The following is a 17,584-nucleotide window of genomic DNA, read 5'->3' on the forward strand; positions in this document are numbered from 1 at the left end:
ACAGGTAAGTGAAATGCCCTTTTTAGTTAGCTTACAGCTTTTTATCATCCACACTGTTCAGCCATGCTTCGATTTCTCCGATTACTGAGGCAATGCAACCATCTTGGAATGGCGAGATGAGTCCAGCCAGCTCAACCAATCCGGTAAAGGATCGACTTCCCCCAGCACGACACAGCTTCAAATAATCTTCCCACGCTGCTGTCCGGTCGATACTCATGCGTTTCCAGAATTGGAACGCGCACAGTTGCGCGAGTGTATAGTCAATGTAGTAGAACGGAGATTGGAAAATATGCCCCTGTTTGTGCCAGAATCCGCCCTGCTCCAGATACTCGTTGCCTTCATAATCCAGATGCGGTTTATACTTACGTTCAATGGAGCGCCATGCGCTTTTACGTTCGGCTGGGGTCCAATCCGGATGTTCGTATACGGCATGTTGGAATTCATCCACGGCTACGCCGTAAGGAACGAACAGCAACGATGAAGATAGATGTTCAAAGTGATATTTGTCCGTATCTTCCTCGAAGAACAGATTCATCCAGGGCCATGCAAAAAACTCCATGCTCATAGAGTGAATCTCAGCCGCCTCCATCGTTGGCCAATGGTACTCGGGAATTTCAAAATGTCGGCTTTCATAGACCTGGAAGGCATGACCTGCTTCATGCGTCAATACGTCGATATCACCGGACGTACCATTGAAATTGGAGAAAATAAACGGCGTGCCATATTCGCTCAAAAATGTACAATAGCCTCCACTTTGTTTTCCCTTTTTGCTGATCAAATCCATTAATCCACGTTCGATCATAAAGCTGAAAAATTCATGTGTTTCCGCTGAAAGCTCCTCATACATGCGTGCTCCATTACGAAGGATCCACTCCGGGTCACCTTTAGGCGTAGGATTGCCTGACAGGAAGTTGAAGCCTTCATCGTAATAGCGAAGCTGATCTACTCCAATCCGTTCGCGCTGGCGCTCCTTCAGCTTGGTTGCCAAAGGAACGATGTGCTTCAGCACCTGCTCGCGGAAATTGGCTACCATCTCGGCATTGTAATCTGTACGTCCTAAGCGGGCATAGCCCAATTCTACGAAGTTGTCATAGCCCAGCTTGTGTGCCATGCGCGTACGTACCTTGACCAATTCATCATAAATTCGATCCAGCTCGTCCTCATGCTCACTCATAAATTGATATTTAGCCTCGGAGGCCTGTTTGCGTGTCTCCCGGTTGGTAGCCATTTCAAATGGCAGGAGCTGTGACAATGTGCGTTCTTCCCCCTCGAACGGGATCTTCGCTGAAGCAATCAATTGAGCATATTCCGAAGTCAGCTTATTCTCCTGCTGCAAATCCTCAATAATATCCGGATGGAACGACTTGAGGGCTACCTCGGCAATACTGAAAAGCTGGCTGCCCCATTGATTCTCCAACTCGTTGCGGAATGGAGAATCCACCAATGCCCGGTAGTAATCGGTTACATACTCCTGAATAACCGGCATGAAATCATCAGCGTACTCTTGCTCCGCTTTGTAAAAGGCGTCCTCCGTATTAATGGAGTGCCGAACTTCCACCAATTGCAATTGCGTTTCCACATTACTGCGCAGCTTATTAATCGCATAAATCACTTCATTTTGACGTTCTACGCTGTCCGCTTCACGAAACTGCTGCAACAGTGTTTTAAACCGCTGTTCAATTTCAGGTTGCTCTGGTCGGCTGTAAGCCATTTGGCTGAATAATGTCATTGCTTCGGTTCCTCCTTAAATGTAATAAATCTGATGCCTATTATACAGTACGATTAGACCAAACTGGAAGCTGAAATTCCAATAAAATACAACCTCAAAAGCCGCAATACTATGTATTGCGGCTTTTGAGCCTAATCTAACTTATATATCATAGATGTCGCTGCCTAAAGCAACCTAAATATATATACAGCCTGGTGGGGATTTATAAGTCTCCCTAATGTCGCAGACCTTCATGCTTTATTGGTTTTGCAAACGATGTGCCGCATGCAGGGTTGGACCGACGAATTCATTCAGCTTGAAGCTACCTTCAATGGCCTGTGTAATGAATTTCTTGGCCTGATCCACTGCTTCACGTACAGTCAGCCCTTGTGCCAAACCAGCCGTTACCGCTGCCGAAGTGGTGCAGCCTGCACCGTGGGTAAAGTTTGTTTTTACAACATCGGCTTCAAACCAGTCAAAAGTGATTCCGTCATATAGCAGATCCATCGCTTTACCTGCACGAATTTTGCCACGGTCCTTGATCAGTACATGCTTAGCTCCACGCTCATGAATAATCGCAGCCGCTTCCTGCATCTGCTCCAGTGTCGTAATCGGTCCATTCTTCGCCAGTTGCGAAGCCTCAAACAAGTTCGGTGTTACCAGGTCAGCGCCAGGGATCAACAATTCCAGCATCGCCTCTGTATTTTCCGGCTGAAGCACTTCATCCGTGCCTTTGCAGACCATGACCGGGTCAATTACGATCCGCTTCAGATCATGCTTTTTCAAATGGCTGGCTACCAGCTCGATAATATCAACCGAGCCTAGCATGCCGGTTTTCATCGCATCAAAGCCGATACCTTCCAATACAGTACGCAGCTGCGCTTCTACCACATCCAACGCAACAGGATATACAAGATGGTCCCAGGTTTTAGGCCCCATCGCTACTACGGTTGTCAATACGGTCATACCATATACGCCAAGCTCCTGAAAGGTTTTCAGGTCTGCCTGAATACCCGCTCCACCGCTTGTGTCGGAGCCGGCTATCGTTAATGTTTTGGGAATCGTCATTTGTTCATGCTCTCCTTCACTTTCTGTGCTGCATTTATCCTAATCCCGCTTGCGAAACTTGTCAACGCGCAAAACGATCCTCTCTATGCTAAAAGTCACAAGCGACGGCAGCAGCTAAAAAAAGAGAACATCCCCTTTTGAAACGGGAATATCCTCGCAATAACGTGTTATATGAAGAATTTGAATGAAATTTAGAATTATAAATATCCGCCGGTACTGTGATCATAGGCATGATTCTTTTCATTTGCACGTACGCCCAGGCATAGGCTCTGATACAATTGCTGCTGTTCCGGTGTAGCAAAATTCCGATGCTGCTCAAATAAAGCCATACAACCAATGATATGTTCGGTATAGCTATTATCAACAGACAATTGCAAGCAATGCAGTGTTTGTCCCACTCCCTCGGGGTAATCGCCTTTTCGGAAATAATATTCTGCAAACACCTTACAAAAGGATGCAAAACGAAATGCATTAAAGTGCTTGCGATAATGAGTGTCCCATCGTTCCGGTGCAAGCTCCCAGAAGTTCTTGAGTTGCTGACTAAACAGTCCCAGTTCGGCATCCACGAAATAACCGAACCGGTTCGCCGATTCGAGCAAGGTGTTCAAGCCTTCCAATGTCTCATCCGGATGCTCGCGCAGGTAAGTAATATATTCATAGATTGCAGAAGTGTTGCCCATTTTAATTTCAATACAAAGTCGGTTGCCCTGTGCATATACACGATGCAAGTTGACCACTTTCCAGCCTTCTTCGTCTAAACCCTCAAACCAGCTCAAATCTGCATAACCTTCAATCCATTGCTTGGATTCCTCATATCTACCCTGAAACTCATAGCAACTGGCCTTGAGCAGATGCCCCTGAGCATAGTAATAAACGAGCGGCTTAAGCAGCTCCAGGTGCTCATCTCCGAAACGGTTCCGATTGCGATACAATGCCTGCGCCAGCTCTCTTAGCTCGTCCGCATACATTTCCATCTCGGACCATTGCATTTTTAAAGCAAACACTTGAGATAGCATATGTAAGCCTTCCAATGCGTAAATTTCCGGTAGACGACTACGGTACAAATGGAATTGTACAGCAGCCTTCAAGTTCCGTTGGTTATCCTTAATCTGAATCTGGAATATACGGAAATAGCTGATCGCCAATCGTTCAGAGTGGGTATACTTCTCACTTTCGATGACACAATCATACAGAAGCATGGAAGCTTCATATCTGCCATCCTCAAACATCGCTTCTGCGGTCTCAAAAATGGCAGGAACGTTCGATAAATCGTCCATCAAATAGCCAAGTACACTGCGTATACACTCCAGCTTGTTCAACTCTGAACAACGCAGGAGAAACGGACGCAACCTCCTCCAGTGCGGCAAGGAATGAATAAAACATTCATCAACATACATCTCGAACAAAGATCCTTCTTCCAATCCCATGGCCTCGGTAATCAGATCAAGCTGATTGACTGAGATCGGCCGTGGCGGGTTCCGATTAAGTATACCGCTAAGTGTACCCGGATTTACCTTGGAAGCATCTGCAAAACATTGCATTGAAATGCCTTCAGTTTGAATATACTTTTCTATTTCTGCGCGGATCGTGGTGTTTTTTTCCAAAGGGACACCCCCTCAAACGAATGATGGTGACTTTTTCATTACCTTTTAAACCAAAATTTGTTTAATCAAAGTATATGTCTATTTATACGAGAGGTCAATAACTTTAAACACGACTCAGGACATATAAAATCACGAGTTTTGTACGATTTTAAATCTGTTTTATGAAAAAAGACCGTCCTCTGAGGGACAGTCTATTTCTATTATTTTGATGCTGTGGACTTATAGGACAAAAACTAGTTAGCAGTTCTACCGTGAACGTCCGAAATCGACGGCAAACTTAGCGTACCCTTCTACCGTTAACCCTTCATAAAGCAACTCCGAATAGGCATTAGCGGCATCCGTTGCTTGCGGTGAGGTCAGGAACGTCACATGCGGACGCCCTGACCATGGGGCGAGGGACCAATGGCCGTCAGCTTTTGGCGTCAACGTCTTCATATGCCGCACGTATTCGGTCAGCACATGACGGTTTTCATCCGGTGAAGCAAGTATAATTCGCTCTCCACCCGGATTGACCAGCGCAGAGGAAAACGCGCGATAGTTATTCGTAACAACCAGATAATGTCGCTGCATATCCATCGGTTCGCCATCAAAAGACATCTGAATGATTCTGTGTGCATCTGGGTCCTTTAGGCCCCCGTCAGCATCATATCTGGCTGGCTGTGTTACATCAATCTGATACCTGATACCGTCGATGATATCGAAATTAAAGCTTGGAAAATCAGAATTAATCAGCCCTTGCTCTTGTTCTGCTGAAGGATCAATTTGCTGGAATTGTCCAGCAGACCACTCCAGCCATTCCCGGATTTCCGTTCCGGTCAGTCGAACGACATGCAGCGTATTCGGAAAATTGTACAGATCGGCGATATGCTTGATCGCCAACGTTCCCGCTGGAATATGGGTATAGTACGATGGGCCATATCTGCCGCCTGTTTTAAAAGGAGCTGCTGCCGACAGAACGGGCACTCCTTCGTACTCGCTCCCTTGCATCTGCTGCTTCACATACCACATTTGCGCATCATTCACGAGCTGAACCGAAGCATCATCCATCACCTGAGCAAAAAAGCTGTTCACCGCCACCGTCGTCTGACCTACAGGTGCACGAATATACTCTAGTGTTCCGGCGTGCTCTTCTGCTACCGCCTGCTGAATGGCAGTATCCGGTTGTACCAGCGCCTCCTTGCGTATCGGATCATACACTGGGCGTACCTCGGCAGCAGATGCAACCACCTGCCACTTTCCTCCACTAAAGGTCAACTCCAGATCGATGATCCCCAGATGATCCCCCCAAAAGCCCGGCTCCACTGCTGGGATATCGTGGATGGTACCTCGCTCTAGATCGACACCTGTTTTTCCCATAAACGAAGATCCTGGGAATACTTTATGGGCATGACCAAACACAATGGCGTCAATCCCTTCCACCCTGCTCAGATGCAGCACCGCATTTTCCATATCAAGTGTTTCGGGAATATCTTCGAAGCCAGCATGGGGCATGGCAATGATCAGATCGGCTCCCGCTGCCTTCATTTCTGGAATAAACCGTCTTGCTGTTTCCAGCATATCTTTGACAATGATTTTCCCCTCCAGCCACGCCTTGTCCCATTGTATAATTTGCGGAGGGACAAAGCCGATGACCCCTACCTTCAACAGATGCTTACCACCTGCTTCATCCTCTACCGTCTTATCCAGTAATAGATAAGGTGTAAAGTAGTTTTGTTCTTGTTCTCCCGTTATATAAATGTTGGCATTCACATATGGAAATTGCGCTCCTCGAAGGCAAGTCTGCAAGTATTCCAGTCCGTAGTTAAATTCATGATTCCCGATATTACCTGCCTCATACCCAAGCAGATTCATGGCTTTATAGGCGGGATGCACCGCGCTTGGGTCCTGTTGGAGTCGCTGTACAGCATAATCTCCCATTGGATTCCCCTGAATCACATCTCCGTTATCCAGCAGCAGGTGATTGGGTACCTCCGCCCGGGCTATTTGAATCAAGCTGGCTGTTTGCGCCAGACCGTAATGCAGCGTTTCCTGATCCGTATAATAATCGTAATTCCACAAGCTGACATGCAAATCGGTTGTAACCATAATACGGAATTTCACTCTCACAGGACCTACATTTTCATGGCCTGCCTTTTCGTTAATATCCAAAATATCCAATCTTGTTCTCTCCCTCAGCTTCGGTCATAGAGCTTGAACAAGTCTAACAGAGCACTGTTAAGAGAATGTTAATATGATAAATTTTACATCATTTTTACCAAAGTCAGGAGTGGTTTTTACCCTAGCAGCGGGACTAGCTGTTAAGATTTGGTTTGTCACAGCATTTACAGGTTTTTTATTTTATTTTCGTTATTACTATGTTTAGGGGGAAATTATTTTGTTCAAAAAAGCACTGACCTTGTGCATGACCTTCACACTGGCAGCGGGTCTAGCCGCTTGTGGCTCCAATGCAAGCAATAACAACAGCGCGTCCACTCCGGGTACAGATGGCTCTAAAAACGAAAGCACAGCCTATGTTCCTAAGGAGTTAAAGGTACAGTTCGTTCCTTCTCAAAATGCAGATACGCTCGAAGCCAAAGCCAAACCGCTCGAAAATCTACTGGGTGATAAGCTTGGAATCCCGGTGAAAGTAACCGTATCTCCTGACTACAATACGATTGTGGAAGCCATGTCTTCCAAACAGGTAGATGTAGGGTTCCTTCCGCCTAATGCTTATGTACTGGCACACGATAACCGTAAAGCGGCCGACTTGCTCCTGCAAGCTCAACGCTATGGCATTGAAGATGCCACAGGCAAGGACACGACTGAAAAAGTGAACTTTTATAAAGCCATGATCGTGGTGAAAAAGGATTCTCCGATTCAAAGTCTAGCTGATCTGAAAGGCAAGAAGGTTGGCTGGCAAAATGTAACCTCCTCCGCAGGCTACGTGTACCCTGCAGCAGAGCTGAAAAAAGCTGGCGTGAACCCGGACACGGATGTGCAGGGTGTAACAATCAAAGGCCATGATGCTGCTATTCTGGCGTTGCTGAACGGTCAGGTTGATGCGGTAGCTGTTTTCCAAGATGCACGTAACACGGTGAAGAAGGAAATCCCGGATGTATTTGAAAAAACTCGCGTCATTCATTACACAGCTAAAATTCCAAATGACACCGTCAGCGTACGTTCTGATATGGATCAAGCGTGGAGAGACAAGATCAGCCAAGCCTTTATTGACATTGCCAAAGACCCAGCAGGCGGCGAAATCATTAAAGAGATTTACACCCATGTAGGTTATGAAAAGGGCGACGATAAAAACTTCGACTCCGTGCGTGAATACGCCGAAGCTGTTGGTCAAGCGGTTAAGTAATCGGAGCAAGCAAGGTACTGTAATGAAGTAACAGCTACGAAACAGGCTTTACGAATGACAGGGCAGCACCGTCCATGTATTCATGGCGGTGTTGTTTTCATTCCACCCCATCGGGGGAGAAAGTTGGGAGCATATGATCGAATTCCGTAACGTATCGAAAACATACCCGAACGGCACCAAAGGGTTGAACCATATTAATTTGACGATTCAGGAGGGAGAAATGGTCGTCATCGTCGGCTTATCCGGTGCAGGTAAGTCTACCCTGCTGCGTTCTATTAACCGACTGCATGACATTACGTCCGGCGACATTATCGTGGGTGGCAGGTCCGTCACGTCTGCTGGAAGCAGCGAGCTGCGGCGCATTCGCCGTGACATCGGCATGATCTTTCAAAGCTTCAATCTGGTTAAGCGTTCGACGGTGCTCCGCAATGTACTTTCCGGCCGTGTCGGCTATCATTCGACGCTGCGAACCATTCTCGGCCTCTTCCCGAAGGAGGATGTCGAGCTGGCACTAACAGCGCTGGAGCGCGTGAACATCCGCGAAAAAGCCTACAGCCGGGCAGATGAACTGTCCGGTGGCCAACAGCAGCGCGTATCCATCGCCCGCGCTCTGGCGCAGGAGGCTAAAATCATTCTGGCGGACGAGCCTGTCGCGTCGCTGGATCCGCTGACCACCCGCCAGGTGATGGATGACCTCCAGCGGATCAACCGTGAAATGCAGATTACGACCATCGTCAATCTGCATTTCATTGATCTCGCGCGCGAATATGCAACGCGGATCATCGGATTGCGCGCCGGAGAAGTGGTCTTTGACGGCACACCGAAGGAGGCTACGGATGAGGCCTTTGCGGAAATATACGGCCGGGCCATCAAGCATGATGAGCTGCTGGGAGTGGGATCATGAAGCCCGACTCTACTGCCCAGCCGCTCTCTTCGACGCAACCGTCACCGCATGCTGGACCGCCGCAGCCAAGTAAGCCGCCCGCAGGGCCACCTTTGCCAGGACGCTATAAACGTTACGCCACCTGGATGATCTTTATCGTAGTGCTGGTAGCCTGCTCCATTCATACGGATGCCACGCCTTACCAATTGATCGTTGGCTTACCGGAGATGGGCAAATTGCTGGAGGAAATGTTTCCTCCTGATTGGAGTTACTTGCCTACCATCTGGAAACCGATGCTGGAAACGATCCAGATCGCTATTGTCGGCACGACACTGGGAGCCATATTGGCAATCCCTGTCGCGTTGCTGTGCGCCTATAATGTGATGCCGCGCAAGCTGATCTCGCTGCCGATGCGCACGATCCTGAATCTAGTACGGACGATTCCCGATTTGCTGTTCGCCTCGATCTTTGTGGCGGTGTTCGGCATCGGGCCGTTTGCAGGGATGCTCGCCCTGCTCTTCTTCTCCTTTGGCATTATAGCCAAGCTGACCTTTGAGGCGATTGAAGCCATTGATCCCGGACCACTGGAGGCCATGACTGCTGTTGGCGCGAGCCGCATCCAAGTCATCGCCTTTGGTGTCGTTCCGCAGGCTCTGCCTTATTTTGTGTCGTACTTGCTGTATACCTTTGAGGTTAATGTGCGCGCGGCTTCCGTTCTGGGCCTGGTTGGCGCTGGCGGTATCGGTCTGTTGCTTGACCGTTCTCTGGGGCTGTTCCGATATGATCGGGCAAGCATCATTATTCTACTGACCCTCGTCATCGTCCTTGCGATTGATTACGGCAGTAACCTGCTACGGAGGAAATTATTATGAATGATCCTACGCTTCGCAGACCTATTGGCTCCCGCCTGCGCCTATGGGCGATAGCTATTCTGCTAATCATCATTTATATTTGGGCTTTTCGCGGGATGCAGTTTGAAGGATTACAGGGAACGGCCAAAAGTGTCTCTGTCGCTATATTGGACGGCTTCCTTCATCCCGACTGGTCGTTCGTCTACATCCCTGAGGGAGAGGATTTGCTGCGCGGGTTGCTGGATACGCTGGTCATTTCAGTGCTCGGAACCTTCGTGTCCGCATTTGTCTGCCTTCCGTTCGCCTTTTGGGCGTCCAGCAATATGACCCGTCTGCGTCCCTTATCGGGTAGCGGGAAATTTGTACTTAGTGTCATCCGGGTATTTCCCGAAATGATCGTCGCCATCTTGTTTATCAAAGCCGTTGGCCCCGGCTCGTTTGCGGGTGTGCTTGCCCTCGGCATTCATTCCATCGGCATGCTGGCGAAGCTTTTCTCGGAAACGATTGAAAGTGTCGATCACGGGCCCCAGGAAGCTTTGATCGCGTGCGGTGCCAACCGTTGGCAGGTGATTTTCTTCGCCGTGCTACCGCAGGTGATTCCACAGTTTCTTTCGTATTCGCTTTACCGTTTTGAAATTAATATCCGTTCTGCTACCACGCTTGGTCTGGTCGGTGCAGGTGGTATCGGTACTCCGCTACTGTTTGCACTCCAAATGCGCAACTGGAACCGCGTAGGCGTTATCTTGCTCGGCATCGTGGTCCTGATCATTTTGACGGATCTGATTTCCGGCTGGCTGCGCAAACGAATCGTATAATTAGAATTCTAAACGCCAAAAAAGCCTCTCCTGTGTAAAAAGGGACATGTTATGCTCCCATTCACTCGGAAGAGGCTTTTGTCGTTCAACATCTCCCTGCCAATTCATCTAAAACCCGTCGGACTTCCTCAGCCGTATTGTAAAAATGCGGAGCCACACGGATAACATCCTTTCGTGCTGAAACGATCATATTTTGGCTTCTCAAATTCTTCTCCACAGCCGACACGTCCGCTACTTCAACAGCGAGTAGGCTTGGTAATGTGCCTCCCCTGTAAGGTACACGTATGTGTAGCCCTTTGCGTCGTCCATATTCAACGGAAAAATCCAACAACTCACTCATATAAGCCTGAATATTCGTGACCCCAATCTCCAGCAGCAGCTTTAAGGCCGCATTGGCGGCAAAAATGCTAATGAAAGAAGGCAATCCCGTCTCAAAGCGTCGGGCTCCCGCCGCCGGAACCGGGTGAGCAATATCAAACCGGGAAGCGGGCTCCTGCCCAAGCCAGCCCGTAAGACGGGGCTTGAAGCGGTCTATTCGATCCTTGCTTACATAAAGAAAAGCCACGCCCGGAATTCCAAGCATATATTTGCGTGCTCCAGCGACCAGAATATCTACGCCCATTGCCTTTACATCCACTGGAATAATCCCTACAGACTGATAGGCATCCACAAACAGCAACGCCTGATTTCGGTGAGCTATATCTGCAATGGATTTTAAATCCTGCTGAAATCCGTTGGTATAGTTCACTTGTGACACCATAACGAGCGCAGTTTTCTCCGTAACATGCTCCTCATACTGTTCTATTATCACTTCTCCCTCGATGGAGGGGATACAACAGATGTGATCACGGAACATCTCCTGTGCCTGCCAGATGTGTCCCACTGTCGGGAAGTCGGTGTCCGCATACACAATGCCTTCTTTTCCCGATACATAAGGAAGGGCTGTGGCCACCCCGGCAATCGCCTCAGAGGCTGAGGACAGGACCGCAATTTCGTCAGTCTCCGCCCCGATGAGCTTGGCAAAATGCCCTCTAGCCTCCTCCAAACGTGCCATAGACAGATCACCGTTATGACCGTGTTGCAGCAAACTTCGATGATATTCCTCAATGGCAGCGGAAACCGGCCTCGATACGGCCCCTTGGGAACAGCTCCCTACATGGATATGTGAGGACAGCACTGGAAACAGCTGACGGTAGGACTGAAACGGATGTTTCATTTTTCCCTTCGCTCCTCCTGGGCACACCAACGTGCCTTGATATGATCATTTTATTATCCATATCAGCCACCTTAGAACAAGGGCCTCTCTTCCCATCTTCTCGCCGTTAACAGACGATAGACGCAAAGAGAGGCCCTAAGGGATCATATACAAAATCATAAGTTAATGCACGCGTTTGCGTCCAAACCAGCTTTTAAGCACCAAGGTTGCCAGAGCAAGTAATAATAATAACGAGGCCACCGCAAAAGATGCCGAGAACTGATATTCGTTATACAAAATTTCCACATGCAGCGGCAGTGTGTTCGTCTCTCCCCGGATATGTCCAGAGACGACGGACACTGCACCAAACTCACCCATGGCTCGCGCATTACACAAAATGATGCCATACAGCAGACCCCACTTGATGTTCGGCAGCGTCACTTTCCAGAAAATGCGCCAACCGCGCGCGCCCAGCGTGACCGCCGCTTCTTCCTCTTGCTGTCCCTGATCTTCCATCATTGGAATGAGTTCTCGCGCCACAAATGGAAAGGTGATGAACAGCGTCGCTAAAATAATACCAGGCAAAGCAAATATAATTTTAATATCATGCTCGTCCAGCCACGGTCCAAGCCAGCCCTGTGCACCAAACACTAATACATACATCAGCCCTCCAACGACAGGAGAGATGGCAAAGGGTAAATCAATCAAGGTGACCAGTAAGCCTTTGCCGCGAAATTGAAATTTCGTGATCAGCCAAGCGGCAGCTACACCAAATACCGTATTCAGCGGTACAGTGATCGCTGCCACCAGCAGCGTCAACCGCAATGCAGACATGGCATCTGGGTCTCGTAGCGCTTCAACGTATACGCCCCATCCTTGCTTGAGCGCTTCGGTAAGCACGACGATTAGCGGCAATACCAGTACCCAGAGCAAAGCTAAAAAAGCAGCAACAATCAGCGTCCACTTTACCCAAGGGGCTTCGGTTGTGACCCTGTTGGGCGGTGCAGATGAACGCACTGGTGCAGAAGCAAGCTCCTGCCCAGTTATTGCTTGTGACATGGTGTATCCCTCCTTAGAACGCGGGTATTATGCGCAGCCCTGCATATTAACGTTAAACAATTACATTAGACAGTTACGTTTAGACAGTACGGCGCCGTGACCAGCGCTGAATGCTGTTAATCACGAATAACAGCACGAATGAAATCACCAACAGCATCAATGCTACCGCCGTAGCTCCTGCATAGTCATTTTGCTCCAGCTTGGACATTATGAGCAGTGGAGCAATTTCCGTCTTCATCGGCATATTGCCAGAAATGAAGACGACAGAGCCGTACTCGCCAATGCCACGGGCAAAGGCGAGCGCAAAACCCGTCAGCAGCGGTGGTACCAGCTCCGGCACAATAACGCTGCAGAAGATACGCCATCTGCCAGCTCCCAGCGTAGCAGCGACCTCCTCCTCGTCCTTGTCCAGTTCCTCCAGCACCGGCTGAACTGTCCGTACGACAAACGGAATGCCAATAAACATCAATGCTAGCGTAATCCCCGTCTGTGAGTACGCCATCCTCCATCCAAGCGGTTCGAACAACGAACCGATCCAGCCGTTCTGCGCATATAGGGCAGTTAGAGCAACCCCTGCTACCGCAGTAGGCAAAGCAAAGGGCAGATCAATCACCGCATCAAAAATTCGTTTCCCCGGAAATTCATAACGCACCAGCACCCAGGCTATCAATAAACCGAGAAACAGGTCGATCAGCGCCGCAGCCGCGGCACACAAAAAGCTAACCTTGTAGGAAGCCAGCACCCTGACATCAGTCGCCACGTCCCAAAATTTCTCCCACGTCAGTCCAGTTGAATTCAGAAGCAGTGCCGATAAAGGCACCAGCACCACCAGACTGAGATACAGCACACTATAACCCATTGTTAACCCGAACCCGGGAAGTACGCGTTTTCGAGTGGCTTGCACTTGACTCATGTTCTGTCCATCCCTCTCTGAATTCATTCACTATGACACTCGCGGCTACCAATCCAATCGTCTACACAGTCCACCTATTTTATGAACTGCCGGGTACATAAATCTGGTCAAAAATGCCTTTGTCGCTGAAATGCTTCTGCTGCGTCTCCTTCCATGTCCCGAATACATCCTTCAAGGTTACGAGCTCCAATTTAGGAAATTGATCCTTGAACTTTGCCGTCACACTCTCCAATGTTGGGCGATAATAATTTTCAGCAGCAATGGTCTGCCCTTCTTCACTGTACAAATATTTCAGGTACGCGTCCGCTACCTCGCGTGTACCTTTTTTATCTACCACCTTATCGACTATTGCTACCGGAGGTTCAGCTAATATACTGATCGATGGATATACGATATCGAATTTATCCGCACCCAGCTCCTTCACCGAGAGCAGTGCTTCATTTTCCCATGCAATCAGCACATCGCCAATTCCACGCTCTACGAAAGTCGTTGTCGCTCCACGTGCTCCGCTATCCAATACCGGCACATGCTTATACAGCTCCTGTACAAACTGCTGGGCCTTGGCTTCATCATTATTGTTCTTCTTGAGCGCATAAGCCCAGGCTGCAAGATAGTTCCAACGTGCTCCACCCGAAGTTTTAGGATTCGGTGTAATGACTTGCACATCGCCACGGATTAAATCGTCCCAGTCCTTAATCCCTTTCGGGTTCCCTTTGCGTACCAATAACACGATGGTTGAAGTGTACGGGGCGCTGTTATGCTCATATTTACTTTGCCATCCCTCTTGAACGAGTCCTTTTTCCTGTAGCGCATCAATATCATAGCCCAGAGCCAGAGTGACCACGTCCGCATCCAGCCCGTCCTTCACAGAACGACTTTGCTTGCCAGATCCTCCGTGAGATTGCTTAATCGTAACCTTCTGTCCTTTCTCCTTCTCCCAATGGGCGGCAAATGCTTTATTATATGCCTCATACAGCTCACGGGTCGGATCATAAGAAACATTGAGCAACTCCACGGCAGCAGAGCTACCATCTACCTCCGTCCCTCCCTTGCTTGCCCCGCAAGCGCTTAGCATCATCGTTAAAACCAAAGATAGTCCGAGAATAAGTCCACTTTTCCATTGCCTCTTCATCAAGACACCCCGAATTCTATGTAATTTGTATTCATTTACGCCTGTTATTTACAGACATAATTAAAAAAAGAGCGGAGAATTCCCTGATGCAGCCCTGTTAGGTCAAACCTGTCGTGTGGACAGTGTCTGCCTGCTGTTCCTAGAGGTTCTCCGCCAAAATGGCGAGATCAAACTTTAATTCTTTAATTCCTACCTGTTTAATGAGTTATACGGATATAATACGAGAGTTTAGGAGTGATGTCAAACCTTTTTTTGGTATGCATTATCTGTACTTTTCTTTCTTTAAGGGGGGCAGTCAGAAACATTGTATATGTTTCCGACCGTTTAGAGGTCATTTACACACGGGGTACGACTTAGTTGGCAACCGTTTCAAGATTAATCGAAAAGACTCCAAAAAGCTTCGGATTGTCCGTAGCCCTTCTCAACCACAGTTCACCTGATCCCACCATGACTCCCTGATAATTAACAAACAAATCATCTGTCTTTTGATTCACAAGCGCCTCGCGAATCGCGTCCGTAAAAATCTGATCATACTTGGCAATAAAATCTTTCTTATTCGGAATCGTTAACGACTTTTCACTATCATTAACACGCAGAGGGTACAAAATATAATCGGCCACTTTCTCCTTGTCATTGTCGGCAACTGCCTTCTGCAGCGCTTTGAACGTGTTCAAAAACGCTTTAGGATCTTGAATACCTGCTACCTCAAATGGATTTTGCGATGGATTGGAGGCTGCCGGAGAAGAAGAAGTATCCGATGAAGCAGCTGGAGCCGAAGGAGCTAACTTTTGTGCATCAGTATCGCTGTTTTCTGCACTCTCGCTCTCTTTCGCTGCTTTGTCATTTTGGGCTGAACCGCTACGATTACCGCCGGCTCCATTCTCGATCACGCTTGTACTGCTTCCAGTATCAATGGTTTCAGCATTCTTATCCTGACCACAGCCAGTAAGTGCTACAAAAGTAAGTGTAAGTAAAATAGCTGTGAGTGACAGCCTCCGTGACATCTTTTGATTACCGAATTCATGGTTTATGGGCACAACGGGTCATCCTTTCTGCTTTCTGCTCTGACCTATTCTGTTCATTAAGTCTTCAACCGTTCTATTGTAACATAAGTAGACTAATGACCGCATGTCGTGCCCTTTCTGGAAGGAGCTTACAGTGTGATATAGGCAAAGGTTTTAACGCTTCCTTGCGATCCATCGTCCGTACTTACTTTCAAAATCAGCTCTTTTAAGGAGTCATTTGCTGCTTCATCCTGCCCTTCTGGCTTTACAAACAGCAGATCATGGCGTTCTCCTGGCTGCAACGTTCGACTGGAAAATCCGCTCGTTGTACCTTGCAAGTCCGATCCATTCGAACTGTTGAGCTTGTATTGTATGGGCTGCTTTCCAACATTCTTGATGCTGATGTACAGCTTGCGCCCCTCTTCAAATTTAAAGTTCGTTCCGCCTTGTCCTTCAAAATGCATTCTTTGATCATGTACGATACGCTTCGCTGCGCTCCCATTCTCACTCTGTGCACTTAACGGAGCAGCCGAGTGCGCCTGACTCACCGATGATGTACTATGCATGGTAGTCGATATATTGGCAAGAGTGACATAACCCACGATTGCTCCGGCAACCCCAACCCAAACCCATTTCTCCACCATTTGATTTCCTCCTTCGTAAAAAAAGCCGGACTCATATCTATTATGAGTCCGGCTGTCATTTTTTTCAAACTTGATCAAAGGCACCCAAACGCAAGCGCTCCATCATATATTTCGTATTCCGTAATCATAGCTTATACGTTCAACGTGTTATGGGACTTTTTCTTATCCAATACAATATACGTCACAAATATAATTAGATAAGCCGCAATCAGCAAAGTGGAGAACAAATACATTGTTTTATAAGAGGTTAATCCAGCAACCATCCCCAGAACCAAAGAGCCTCCTCCAATGCCCAAATCGAAGAAATTATAAAAGGAGCCTACAGCGTCCTCTCGCTCATCTTCTCCGACCACACTGATTGCCCAAGCCTGCAAAGCTGGGAAAATAGCTCCAAAGCTCAAACCATACATCACAGCAGCAATCAAAAATTGTAACTCGGTCCGCGATGAGGCCACCATAACGATGGCGGCGATAAGCACAATCCCTGCAGGAATCAGGATATAAGCTGGGCCTTTGGTATCGAAAATTCTACCTGACACCAGTCGGACGAGGAAGCTTGCCATAGCCACAGTAAAGAAGAACCATGCTGCATTGGTAAAGCCCTGCTCCTTGGCAAATAAAGCCACGAAAGACATCACTCCACCTGCCACCACGCCAACCAGCAACGCAAGACAGGATTGCAGCAGCACTCTTTTTTCAAATAATTTAAAAGGAACCTTCTTTTTGCCCTGCACTGTATCCGCCGACATAGGTTTCGGAGCACGGCGACGAACCAATACGCTCATCACGAGCGACAACAGTAGAATTATAGCTCCCGTGGAAAACAGTCCGTTAAAACCTGATGCGTGAAGCATCCATATACCAATCAGTGGCCCCACTGAAATCGCTACGGTTTCACCTACGCCAAAGTAGCCCATTCCTTCCCCCATACGATGAGGCGGCAAATCATCTGAGGCTGAGGTAGCATACAACGTGCTCGCAATGCCGAATCCAAAGCCATGTACCAGCCGAAATACTAACAGCAGTACCAAACTACTGGAAAGCATGTAGCTTCCCGTTGCCAGCATACAAATCACAACTCCGATAATCAGAACATACTTCTTGTCCAAGAGCTGGATCAGCGTACCTGAAAATGGACGAATCAATATAGCAGAACACATAAACACGCCAGTCACCAATCCAATCTGGGATGGGCTGCCGCCAAGACTTTCCACAAACAGCGGCAGCGTAGGCATAAGCATTTCGAATGCCATGAACAATAAAGCGTTGGATATCATCAAAAAAATAAAGTTTCTGGACCAAAAGCTTTCTTTCACAGACACTGTTCTCTTCCCCCAATACAATCATGTTTACTTCAACTGCTCA

15 protein-coding genes are annotated in these 17,584 nt (G+C 48.1%); 4 read left to right on the forward strand and 11 right to left on the reverse strand.

Going from position 1 to position 17,584, the window contains the following annotated elements:
• Window positions 1-31: 31 nt before the first annotated feature.
• From MKY75_RS21215 to MKY75_RS21230, 4 genes are all read right to left on the reverse strand, one after another.
• Entirely contained in the window at window positions 32-1,729 is a 1,698-nt protein-coding gene (locus tag MKY75_RS21215; protein ID WP_165149494.1) for a M3 family oligoendopeptidase, read from the reverse strand.
• A 237-nt stretch (window positions 1,730-1,966) separates the two neighbouring features.
• The gene (gene thiD / locus MKY75_RS21220; protein ID WP_039273953.1) at window positions 1,967-2,776 is read right to left on the reverse strand and encodes a bifunctional hydroxymethylpyrimidine kinase/phosphomethylpyrimidine kinase; all 810 of its coding nucleotides are present in this window, start codon (window positions 2,774-2,776) and stop codon (window positions 1,967-1,969) included.
• Window positions 2,777-2,973: 197 nt separating this feature from the next.
• Entirely contained in the window at window positions 2,974-4,380 is a 1,407-nt protein-coding gene (locus MKY75_RS21225) for a DNA-binding protein (protein WP_069011956.1), read from the reverse strand.
• Window positions 4,381-4,626: 246 nt separating this feature from the next.
• Window positions 4,627-6,537 (reverse strand): bifunctional 2',3'-cyclic-nucleotide 2'-phosphodiesterase/3'-nucleotidase, encoded by a 1,911-nt coding sequence (locus MKY75_RS21230; RefSeq protein WP_340886465.1) that lies wholly within the window; start codon window positions 6,535-6,537, stop codon window positions 4,627-4,629.
• A gap of 217 nt (window positions 6,538-6,754) precedes the next feature.
• Between MKY75_RS21230 and MKY75_RS21235 the strand changes: the two genes are divergently transcribed.
• The 4 genes from MKY75_RS21235 (at window position 6,755) to phnE (MKY75_RS21250) (ending at window position 10,272) form a co-directional block, all read left to right on the forward strand.
• The gene (locus tag MKY75_RS21235) at window positions 6,755-7,723 is read left to right on the forward strand and encodes a phosphate/phosphite/phosphonate ABC transporter substrate-binding protein (protein ID WP_340886467.1); all 969 of its coding nucleotides are present in this window, start codon (window positions 6,755-6,757) and stop codon (window positions 7,721-7,723) included.
• 133 nt (window positions 7,724-7,856) lie between these two features.
• Window positions 7,857-8,627 (forward strand): phosphonate ABC transporter ATP-binding protein, encoded by a 771-nt coding sequence (phnC, locus tag MKY75_RS21240; RefSeq protein ID WP_340887112.1) that lies wholly within the window; start codon window positions 7,857-7,859, stop codon window positions 8,625-8,627.
• The gene (phnE, locus tag MKY75_RS21245) at window positions 8,624-9,478 is read left to right on the forward strand and encodes a phosphonate ABC transporter, permease protein PhnE (RefSeq protein ID WP_029519297.1); all 855 of its coding nucleotides are present in this window, start codon (window positions 8,624-8,626) and stop codon (window positions 9,476-9,478) included. Before phnC ends, phnE (MKY75_RS21245) begins: the two co-directional genes overlap by 4 nt.
• Window positions 9,475-10,272: a phosphonate ABC transporter, permease protein PhnE gene (gene phnE / locus MKY75_RS21250; protein ID WP_013312028.1), complete on the forward strand. Its 798-nt coding sequence runs from the start codon at window positions 9,475-9,477 to the stop codon at window positions 10,270-10,272. Before phnE (MKY75_RS21245) ends, phnE (MKY75_RS21250) begins: the two co-directional genes overlap by 4 nt.
• Before the next feature lie 85 nt (window positions 10,273-10,357).
• Here phnE (MKY75_RS21250) and MKY75_RS21255 read toward each other — a convergent pair whose 3' ends face one another.
• The 7 genes from MKY75_RS21255 to MKY75_RS21285 all read right to left on the reverse strand — a co-directional run bounded on the left by MKY75_RS21255 (window position 10,358) and on the right by MKY75_RS21285 (window position 17,541).
• Complete coding sequence (locus tag MKY75_RS21255; protein WP_029519301.1) at window positions 10,358-11,488, reverse strand: aminotransferase class V-fold PLP-dependent enzyme; 1,131 nt, start codon at window positions 11,486-11,488, stop codon at window positions 10,358-10,360.
• Between the two features lie 162 nt (window positions 11,489-11,650).
• Window positions 11,651-12,526 carry a sulfate ABC transporter permease subunit CysW gene (cysW, locus tag MKY75_RS21260; protein ID WP_029519303.1) on the reverse strand — a complete coding sequence of 292 codons (876 nt, stop codon included), beginning with the start codon at window positions 12,524-12,526 and terminating at the stop codon, window positions 11,651-11,653.
• A 79-nt stretch (window positions 12,527-12,605) separates the two neighbouring features.
• On the reverse strand, window positions 12,606-13,439 hold the full coding sequence (gene cysT, locus MKY75_RS21265; protein WP_029519305.1) for a sulfate ABC transporter permease subunit CysT: 834 nt from the start codon (window positions 13,437-13,439) through the stop codon (window positions 12,606-12,608).
• A 79-nt stretch (window positions 13,440-13,518) separates the two neighbouring features.
• Window positions 13,519-14,571 (reverse strand): sulfate ABC transporter substrate-binding protein, encoded by a 1,053-nt coding sequence (locus MKY75_RS21270; RefSeq protein ID WP_340886469.1) that lies wholly within the window; start codon window positions 14,569-14,571, stop codon window positions 13,519-13,521.
• Window positions 14,572-14,924: 353 nt separating this feature from the next.
• The gene (locus MKY75_RS21275) at window positions 14,925-15,608 is read right to left on the reverse strand and encodes a hypothetical protein (protein WP_029519308.1); all 684 of its coding nucleotides are present in this window, start codon (window positions 15,606-15,608) and stop codon (window positions 14,925-14,927) included.
• A 116-nt stretch (window positions 15,609-15,724) separates the two neighbouring features.
• Complete coding sequence (locus MKY75_RS21280; protein ID WP_029519310.1) at window positions 15,725-16,219, reverse strand: hypothetical protein; 495 nt, start codon at window positions 16,217-16,219, stop codon at window positions 15,725-15,727.
• Window positions 16,220-16,350: 131 nt separating this feature from the next.
• Entirely contained in the window at window positions 16,351-17,541 is a 1,191-nt protein-coding gene (locus tag MKY75_RS21285) for an MFS transporter (RefSeq protein ID WP_029519316.1), read from the reverse strand.
• Window positions 17,542-17,584 lie beyond the last annotated feature (43 nt).

It is taken from the genome of Paenibacillus sp. FSL L8-0663, assembly GCF_038008125.1.
Taxonomy (GTDB): Bacteria; Bacillota; Bacilli; order Paenibacillales; family Paenibacillaceae; genus Paenibacillus; species Paenibacillus polymyxa_D.